This is a genomic window from Kordia jejudonensis, assembly GCF_001005315.1.
Classification (GTDB): domain Bacteria; phylum Bacteroidota; class Bacteroidia; order Flavobacteriales; family Flavobacteriaceae; genus Kordia; species Kordia jejudonensis.
In genome coordinates this window covers 20406-29967 of record NZ_LBMG01000061.1, presented here as the reverse complement: position 1 = coordinate 29967, position 9562 = coordinate 20406, and the positions used below count along the sequence as shown (strand labels likewise).

Annotated in this window: 9 protein-coding genes and 1 pseudogene; 6 read left to right on the top strand and 4 right to left on the bottom strand. The window is 31.7% G+C overall.

The window, feature by feature from the left end; translation table 11 throughout:
- Positions 1-323: pseudogene (locus AA089_RS25245) on the top strand (SAM-dependent DNA methyltransferase); the annotation flags it as partial.
- Positions 324-587: 264 nt separating this feature from the next.
- Here the strand turns inward: AA089_RS25245 and AA089_RS20730 are convergent.
- The gene (locus AA089_RS20730) at positions 588-1469 is read right to left on the bottom strand and encodes a YihY/virulence factor BrkB family protein (RefSeq protein WP_046758924.1); all 882 of its coding nucleotides are present in this window, start codon (positions 1467-1469) and stop codon (positions 588-590) included.
- Between the two features lie 339 nt (positions 1470-1808).
- Between AA089_RS20730 and AA089_RS20725 the strand changes: the two genes are divergently transcribed.
- The gene (locus AA089_RS20725; RefSeq protein WP_046758923.1) at positions 1809-2822 is read left to right on the top strand and encodes a helix-turn-helix domain-containing protein; all 1014 of its coding nucleotides are present in this window, start codon (positions 1809-1811) and stop codon (positions 2820-2822) included.
- 145 nt (positions 2823-2967) lie between these two features.
- Entirely contained in the window at positions 2968-3129 is a 162-nt protein-coding gene (locus AA089_RS25615; RefSeq protein WP_262495038.1) for a SemiSWEET family transporter, read from the top strand.
- Between the two features lie 74 nt (positions 3130-3203).
- On the opposite strand, the gene AA089_RS20720 is transcribed toward AA089_RS25615, so the two are convergent.
- The 3 genes from AA089_RS20720 to AA089_RS20710 are packed head-to-tail and all read right to left on the bottom strand — an operon-like array spanning position 3204 to position 5745.
- On the bottom strand, positions 3204-4670 hold the full coding sequence (locus tag AA089_RS20720) for a cryptochrome/deoxyribodipyrimidine photo-lyase family protein (RefSeq protein WP_241480023.1): 1467 nt from the start codon (positions 4668-4670) through the stop codon (positions 3204-3206).
- Positions 4667-5236, bottom strand: a complete 570-nt coding sequence (locus tag AA089_RS20715) for a hypothetical protein (protein WP_046758921.1) — start codon at positions 5234-5236, stop codon at positions 4667-4669. Before AA089_RS20715 ends, AA089_RS20720 begins: the two co-directional genes overlap by 4 nt.
- Positions 5237-5241: 5 nt before the next feature.
- Positions 5242-5745: a DUF421 domain-containing protein gene (locus tag AA089_RS20710; RefSeq protein ID WP_046758920.1), complete on the bottom strand. Its 504-nt coding sequence runs from the start codon at positions 5743-5745 to the stop codon at positions 5242-5244.
- 349 nt (positions 5746-6094) lie between these two features.
- Between AA089_RS20710 and gntA the strand changes: the two genes are divergently transcribed.
- The 3 genes from gntA to AA089_RS20695 all read left to right on the top strand — a co-directional run bounded on the left by gntA (position 6095) and on the right by AA089_RS20695 (position 9555).
- The gene (gene gntA, locus AA089_RS20705; RefSeq protein ID WP_241480022.1) at positions 6095-6682 is read left to right on the top strand and encodes a guanitoxin biosynthesis heme-dependent pre-guanitoxin N-hydroxylase GntA; all 588 of its coding nucleotides are present in this window, start codon (positions 6095-6097) and stop codon (positions 6680-6682) included.
- Positions 6655-7275, top strand: coding sequence for a DUF1989 domain-containing protein (locus AA089_RS20700; RefSeq protein ID WP_241480021.1), 621 nt, complete (start codon positions 6655-6657; stop codon positions 7273-7275). Before gntA ends, AA089_RS20700 begins: the two co-directional genes overlap by 28 nt.
- 147 nt (positions 7276-7422) lie before the next feature.
- Complete coding sequence (locus tag AA089_RS20695) at positions 7423-9555, top strand: catalase (protein ID WP_046758918.1); 2133 nt, start codon at positions 7423-7425, stop codon at positions 9553-9555.
- The last annotated feature ends 7 nt before the right edge of the window (positions 9556-9562 follow it).

Sequence of the window (9562 nt, the reverse complement as noted above, 5' to 3'; positions counted from 1 at the left end):
TCGAATTTGATGAACAAGGTAGAATAAAATATAAAAGAGCATTTTTAAATTGGCTCTACAAACATTATCATGTACGTAATATCATCAACCTAGATTCCACAATCGTCACAAAAGATAAAAACAAGAAACAGAAAAAAATGTTGATTCTAGTTAATGGACGAAAAACAAAACCATCATACAATACACCAACAAAAGAAACTCAACCACACTTAGCCGATGTGGTCGGTTCTTTGTATGAGCTTTGGGAGCGATTTAAAAGAAATCGAATCCCAAGTATAGATGTGATAATTAAACAGCTTCAAATTGCGGTAAAACAAGATTAATGTAAATTGTAGTATAAATTTCATATTTTCATACTCACTTTATTATATTTAATAGAAGTTATTTGTTAAGACGAGATAACACTCATATTTTTTTGCTGATTGAGCTAACTATTTGAGTCTTTCAGCGCAACAAAAAACGATAAAAAAGAAGATTAAATCGCTCTAGCTTTAGCTTTTTTGAACATATTTTAGGACATAAGAAAAAAATCGACATCAATGGTACCGAATTGAGTATTTCCAAAATGGAATAATTCTTATTTTGAATTATTCCGACTCTACATATATCAGGTATTTTTCAGCATAAATTTTGGTAAAATGTGCTCCGAAAAACAAAATTAAACTAGAGTATGAAACCCAAAGCATTACCAAAATTATTGCTCCTGCTGCACCATAAGTTGAGCCTGGTTGCATTTCACTAAAGTATATAGCAAGCAAATACTTTCCCCCCACAAATAATAAAGATGTGAGTGCAGCTCCAACACGAACTGCTCGCCATGGGATTCTCGCATTAGGTAAAATTTTAAACATTGCTGCAAATAGCGCATAGATTATAAATAAAGAAACAATAATATCCAAAATAAAGGCATATTCTACTAAATTCGGCGATAAATACCTTTTTAAGTTTTCGCTAAATGCACTTAGTGCCGAAGTAAGCACAAAACTTATGAGTAAAAGGAAACCAATTATAAGAATAAATCCGAAACTTTTTAATCTAGCAAAAATAGTTGCTACGAAGCCATTCTTGAATCTAGGTTTGGCATCCCAAATTTTATCCAATACATTTTGGATTTGGAAAAACACACCTGTTGCGCCATAAATTAAAGTACCTATTCCTATTGAAGTAGCCACAATCGAAGTAGTAACTTCTCCACGATCAATTATCATTAAACGTATGGATTCGGCAGTATCAGAACCTAAAGCTTTTGATATTTGCGCCAAAAGTTCGCCTTGAACAAGTTCTTTTCCCCAAATAGCACCAACAATATTTATGATAATTACAATTAGTGCAGGTAGTGAAAGTATAGAATAATATGCTACGATTGCACTTCTCTCAAAAGGCTCACTATTAAACCAATATTTTGAAGTATCTAAAAGCAATTTTGGTAGATCAAATAAGTTGAAACGTTTCGTATTTTCGGCATTCATATTTTAATCATTTTGGTTGCAAATAGAGTTTTTTAATTAATGCAGATGTAAAGTAATGAATTAAAAAATAAATTTTAGTGAAATTGATGATACAGATCAAAATAAAAGCAGTTCTACCGTTAATTAGTTAGCTCAATAAACGAATATAATTTTTAAGTAAACTCAAAATAGAGTTTCAAAAAGCATAACATCTAACGATGATAACTAATCAAAGTAATGTTTGCAATTCGGTTTATATCATAAAAATAAAGAAAGTAAATATTAATTTATCTGTTCAATTAATGTAAATTTAATGCAATAGCTATCCAAGATCATTCTATTCATAAAAAAACTGCCAAAATGAAAATTTGTAAAGTCAATTCCTTACCACTAAAAGAAGTTATTGAAAATTTAGCTTCTTGTATGAACGTTGAGTATTATCAAAGTTGTGGAGAATATTACTTAGAAATTCCATCAAAATTGGGTAAGGGACAAATTAGAGGAATCAATTTTGACAACGGTTTTGGTATTATAATTTATCAATGCCAATTTCTTGAAGATGTTAGGATAGATTTTACTGTAACCGATATACACCCTATCAAATACATTTATTCTTTAAAAGGTCCAATTCAGCATCGATTTGCAAATGAGAACTCTATTCACGAAATTAAACAAAATACCTGTGCTATCGTAGCAAGTGAAAATACAAGTGGACATGTAATTTCCTTTAAAAAAAATATGGCTATTGAGATTATAAGCCTAGAAATTAATAGAGAAGAATTTTTACAAAATACGTATTGTGAAATTAGTGGAATTGCCAAAGAGTTACGAGAACTTTATAAAGATGTTAAAGCTAACAAAACCTTTTACCATGAAGGATTTTATGGATTGGGTTTTAAAACTCTTTTCGCTGATATCTCTAAATATGAAAATCAAAAACTTATTCGAAAATTTTATTTGGAAAGTATCAGTTTGCAAATTTTTGTAAAGCAATTAGTATTGTTTGAAGACGATCAATTAAACGAATCGGATAAAACGATATTAAGAATTAATGAATTACAGAGAGTTGAGCAAATCTCCATCTATATCGAAGAAAATTTAGATCAAGATTTATCAATAACAAAACTATCACAATTGACAGCGCTAAATCCAAATAAACTTCAAAAGGCTTTCAAATATCTTTATAACAGCACTGTAAATGAATATATAACTAATATTCGCTTAGAGAATTCCTGTAAACTTTTAAAAGATAGAGAATTGCTCGTTTCAGAAGTGGCTTTGAGAGTGGGTATTAGTAACTACAGTTATTTCTCAAAGATCTTTAAGCAAAAATATAAAATTAGTCCTAGCGATTTTAAAAGTCTAAAAATATAGTTCATTGAGTTAAACTAAGAATCCATACTGTTAGCACGATGACGGAGTAATATTAGATTCGGCTATCATGGACATATAATATGTAAAAGGAATTGTAGCGGGTATTTTTACCACGATAGCTGTACTACCGCAAATTATTTAAGCTATTAAAACAAAAAGAGTAAACGATGTGAGTCTAATAATGTTCGTTATACACTGCAAAGGAGTTACACTATGGATAATTTACGATATCATAAAAAACGATTATCCAAGTATAGTAACTAATGGAATCTCCACTTTATTAAATACAATTATGTTACTTATATAATATGCCAAGAGCGTAACTAATGCTTTCTCGATAGATTTGAAATTGTATTGGATAACCGCTTATAATTTTAAAATCTATGGAAACCTTTTTTTGAGTGTATGCATCTTTAAAATCCGTTCTTTCTCTGTTTTAGTAAGCGGATCTTTTCGTTTTCCATATAATTTTTTCAATGCTTCTTTTCGAGTTTCGCTAATATCAACTATCCGATGAGGATAACTTTTTCCCAATTCAAAATTATATAACATTTCCTCCATTGATGTCATCTTCCATGGCTGTATTGCAAAGTCAACAGGCAAATCTCTTAATTCAGGTACAAACTTTTTTATAAATATAGCTTCTGGGTCATAATCCAATGCGTTTTTCGTAGGATTGTAAATTCTAATCGTATTAGTGGCTGTAAATCCTGACTGCATTTGAAATTGTGCATAATGAATGCCTGGCTCGAAATCAAGAAATTGTCTTGCCAACCATTTTGATCCCGTAGAAAAATGTTGAAATAAATGATGTACTAAAAATGACACACACATTGAGCGCATTCTAAAATTTAAATAGCCTGTTTGCGTAACAGCTCTAATTGAAGCATCGACTAAAGGATAACCAGTTGTACCTGTTTTCCAAGCTTCTAAAAATTCACTATTCATTGGTTGCGCCAAGTCCAAATACCCTTTATTGAACGCCTCAAATTCAATTCTAGGCTCCATTTCGAATTTCTGAATAAAATGTGCTTGCCAGCGTAGTCTTGACATAAAAGCGTTCAACTGTTTCTTAGAAGTACTTGATTTTTTCTCAGCAATACATCTCTGATAAATTTCTCTAACTGACAAACATCCCCAAGCTATATAAGGCGACAACCTACTACAACCATAACGAGCCATTTCAGGTTTGGAAATATAATCTGAATAAAAGGCTAAGCGCTCGTTAAAAAATGATTCCATCCACAACAATCCACTGGTTCGTCCTCCAACTTGCATAGTATGACTATTATCAAATTTCCAGTAAGTTGGAAATCCCATCACAATATCTTCAGTAAATTCTGCATTGACAAACTCTATATGAGTAAAAACAGGTTCCACAATAGCTTCTTCCATATACTGATACCATAATCTACGCCAAGAATCTCTATTTCGTAAACCTCTTACAACACCACCATTCTGAAATTCATGCCAGATTATCGAATTTTCAAGGCAATAAGAGGAAAATTCAATATCACGTTTATAAGTAATATCAATTCCAATTTCTTGTGTGGAAAAAACCTTTGTAATGGTGTAAATTTTGCTAATTTTTTGAAACACATCAATTACTTCGCCATAGAATACTTGAATTGAAGTATTATACGTTGTTAATTCAACATTAAGATCATCAATACTCTCTTTTACAAATCGCCAATGTCTCTCGCTGTAATGTGCATCGGCTATCAACGAAGGTTCTATAATATAAATTAACAAAACAGGGGCATCTGCATTTAAGGCTTCATTAAATGCTTTATTATCATACAGACGAAAATCTCTTTTAAACCAGTATACATTAATAACTTCCATCATGACTCATTTTGCATATCCTCTTTTTCTTCTTCTATCTTTTCATTTGCTTCACAATCAGAAAGCATATGATGGTCGTCTCCTAAGCCGATAATAGCTATTAAATTAGTTACTGCATTATACAACATCAAAATTACTGTAATCATCATGCCACTAATGATGGACGTTGAAGCTAGTGTAGCCCAATAAATTTTATCAAACCAAGAGGTAGGAACGTTATTGGATTCCATTATTGGGATATTAAAAAATTGGAAAAGTATCAACGCCGAAATAAATAAAATAACATCGAACTTAGCAATATTCAATACTTGTAAATAGTGTTGTTTTTTAATAGTATTTTTTGAGCCTGAACTTACACTAAGCACCGTTAAAAGTAAAGCAAGTATTGTTGCTGAAGCTAGCACTACGGTATTGCATAAAATATTCAATCCAGAGAGTGATTCTTTGAGTAGGTTTTTAGCTTCGTATCCAGAGAGATCGCCCAAAAGGAAAATTCCTAATCCCGTAAATACAGTAGCGAGGAAACCAACTAAAAGAGCATTCTTATTTTTCTTTAAAAAATCGATCATTTTTTCTATTGTTTAATACCTTTTAATAATTGTGAAGCTACTTCTTTACCTTCATTATTATGAATTACTGAGATATCGCCAGTACTCTCAAAAATTACCGCTTTAACTTCGTTAAATTGATGCACATTGGCTTCTCTTAATTTAGCTACCAGATCATCCTCACTAACATTGCAACTTTTAAGTTCGTCATGTAAAATTTCTCCATCAACCATTATGAGTTTCGGTTTGTTTGTGAAAGCTTTTTGTAAAAAATCAATCTTACGTATTGCAAAAGAAAACAATGTTTGAAAACCAATTATTGAAGCAAGTACTATTCCCCCTTTAGTCAAAGAATAATTTGTATTCATAATTGTTGACGCCAAAACTGATCCAACGGCGATAGTAGACGCAAAATCAAAACTTGACATCTTAGCAAAAGTTCTCAATCCAAAAATTCTAGTGATAATAATGATGATAGTAAATATTCCTAACACGGTCAGGATGAGTTCTAGGATATCTTGTAGAGTCATATTTGTTTTGTTTAATCACAAAAATATTCCCTTACGTTTTTTCTCATTAACACAATACATTTTAATACTGACTCAAACCAATTAATCAACTATCAATTAATAAAATTGTTGCAATCATGTTAGTATTAAAACCAATCGTGTCAGTGACGATAATAATACAGAATTAGATTTGTATACCTTCAACTAACGATACATACAATCGCTAAATTATTCTAGCGCAATTTGATAAAATAAATTTTCAAACTCAACATTCGTAGTAGGCACAGCTAATTTTTAATATTCTAATAATTACAATTTGATAAGAGAAAAATATAAAAATTTCATACTTGAAAACATGCATCCTTGTGTTATGGCTAAAACTTTATTTAAGTTGAATAACTACCATTTAAAAGTATATAGAGATATAAATGATGATGCATCCATTCAAAACCTTCTAAAACATTTGGAAGAATATTTAAAACAATATGATTTTGACTCTAATGAATTTCAAACTTTCATTGCTGTATTTCCAAATAATCACTATAAGAATGAATTCGATTTTGAAACTTCACTTTGGCAATTACTGCAAAAACTTCACGAATTTGATGATTGTACATGGGACGCATCAGTAAGCGATAATCCTAAAAATGAAAATTTTAGTTTTAGTATAAAGGGGAATGCATATTATATCATCGGATTACATCCTAGAAGTTCAAGAATTGCAAGGAGAAGCCCATATACTAGTGTAGTATTCAATTTACATTGGCAATTTGAAAAATTACGAGAAATGGGAATTTATAAAAATGTAAAAAATAGAATAAGGAAAAATGACAAAAATCTACAGGGATCAATTAATCCTGTATTAAAAGATTTTGGAGATGAAAGTGAAGCAAAACAATACAGCGGTAGAAACACAGAAAAGAATTGGAAATGCCCATTTCAGAAAAAATCAAAATGAAAATGACAAACCCGATTAAAATTAAGAAACAATCAGCAAAATCCTTCATACTTAAAAAAGGAGAAATTCTCACAGTGATTGATCCCGAAGGAGGACAAGTGAGTGATATGCTACTTTTTAATGCGAACGATGTAAAAGAAAAATTATCATCAGGAAAAACCTTTGATTTTGAAGCATCAATTGTTTTAACTACAGGAAATTTTTTATGGAGTAACCGCTCTAACAGAATGGTAAAAATTGTTGTTGATACTAATGGCAAAAATGATTTCCTATTAGCTCCATGTAGTAAAGAAACCTTTGAGATACTCTATGATTTTGAAGGATATCATCCTAGCTGTCTTGAAAATTTTTATAAAAATTTAGCTCCTTTTGATATATCGTTAGATGATATTCCAAATGCGTTTAACATATTTATGAATGTTGAAGTTGATAAAGAAGGAAAACTTTCCGTTTTACCTCCTACAACTGTTGCTGACGATTTTATTCAATTTGAAGCGCAAATGGATTTATTGGTTTGTTTAACTGCTTGCTCTGCTGAGGATAGTAATGGTGGTACATTTAAACCTATTCATTTTCATGTGACTAAACTATAAAATGATTTCTAAAGAATTTTCATGTAAAAATCAATACAGCAACTAAATTTTTTATTTGAACTAATTTTTTTCTGAAAATAAATAAAACTTAGAAGACTTAAAATTTCATTTGTTTTTATAATAATAATTACCAAAATTTAATCATCCATGGCAAAGAAAAAAGACACACAAAACCAAAAAACAAAAGACTTAAAGCAGTATGAAAAAGATGCTGAAAATAAAGTGATGACAACCAATCAGGGGCTAAAAGTCAACGATACGAACAATTCTCTAAAATCAGGGGAAAGAGGTTCAACTTTATTAGAAGATTTTTTACTTCGAGAAAAAATTACTCACTTTGATCATGAGCGTATTCCTGAACGAATTGTTCATGCACGTGGAAGTGCTGCACATGGCTATTTTGAATTGTATAAAAGTATCGAAAAATATAGTAAAGCAGGTATATTTACGGATACCAAGCGTAAAACACCCGTTTTTACTCGCTTCTCAACCGTTGCGGGTTCCAAAGGATCGCCAGATTTAGCCCGCGATGTACGCGGATTTGCTGTAAAATTTTATACCGAAGAAGGTACATGGGACTTGGTTGGGAACAATATGCCCGTTTTCTTTATTCAAGACGCAATGAAATTTCCTGATCTGATACATGCTGTAAAACCCGAACCAAACAACGAAATTCCACAAGCCGCATCTGCGCATGATACATTCTATGATTTTGTATCTCGCACTACAGAAACACTTCATAATCATATTTGGGCAATGAGCGATCGTGCCATACCACGAAGTTTGCGAATGATGGAAGGTTTTGGGATTCATACATTCAGATTAATTAATGCTGAAGGTACATCGCATTTTGTAAAATTTCACTGGAAACCAACACTAGGTGTACATTCAGTAACATGGGATGAAGCAGTAAAAATAAATGGAGCGGATTCCGATTTTCATAGACGTGACTTATGGGATGCTATCGAAGCAGGTCATTATCCTGAATGGGAATTAGGGATTCAAGTTGTTCCAGATGAGGATGAACATAAATTTGAGTTTGACCTGTTAGATCCTACAAAACTAATTCCAGAAGAATTAGTACCTGTTGAAATTATAGGGAAAATGACACTAAACAGAAATCCTGAAAATTTCTTTGCCGAAACCGAACAAGTTGCATTTTTGCCAGGTCATATAGTTCCAGGAATCGATTTTACGAATGATCCGTTACTGCAAGGACGCTTATTTTCTTATAGAGACACACAACTATCTCGATTAGGAAGTCATAATTTTCATCAAATTCCAATAAATCGTCCAATAGCGAAATCATATAATAATCAACGTGACGGACACATGCAAATGGAGATTCCCAAAGGAAATACTGCCTATTTTCCAAATACTTTAGGTGGCGGTTGTCCATATATGGCAAAAATAGCAGATGGTGGATTTCATTCATACGAAGAACGCATTGATGCGAAAAAAATAAGAACCCGAAGTGAAAGCTTCAACGATCACTTTTCTCAACCTGCATTATTTTATAGAAGTCTTGCTGATTGGGAGAAAAAACATGTTGCTGACGCATATACATTTGAACTCGGAAAATGTAAACACACATATATCAAAGAACGTATGCTATGGTTGATATCTCAAATCGATAAAGATTTAGCAAAGCAAGTTGCCGAAGGCTTAGGTTTAAAAATCCCAAAGAAAATTGATGAGCCGATAAATCAAGCGCTCGGAGCTGATGCGAATGTAAAAAAGCATCAACCACCAAAAAAGAAAAACTATTTAGATAGTGATGGCGCACTAAGCCAAGCGAATACGAAATTTGATAGTATTGCTACTAGACAAATTGCTGTGTTGGTAGCAGATGGTTTTAGCATGAGTGACTTTAAAAAAACCAAAAAAGCTTTGGAAAAAGAAGGTGCCATGTTAAAACTTATCGCTCCACATGGAGGAACAATTACCTGTGATGAAAATATGGAACATGAGGTTGATGCTGCTATGATGACAACGGAAAGTGTATTGTTTGATGCAATATACATTCCAGGAGGAAAAAAATCTGTGAATGCATTAAAAAATGAAGCTAAATATAAAAAGTTTATCAATGAAGCTTTTAAGCATTGTAAAGCAATCTCCGCTGATAATGAGGGTGTTGATTTGATTGATGAAACATTTGTAGCAGATTATAAAGACGATGCCACAATCATCATTAATAAAAAGCCTAAGAATTTTATTAAGGCTATTTCAAAACATCGAAATTGGGACAGAATGGATATAGCTTCCAAAGTACCAGCATAATTTATTT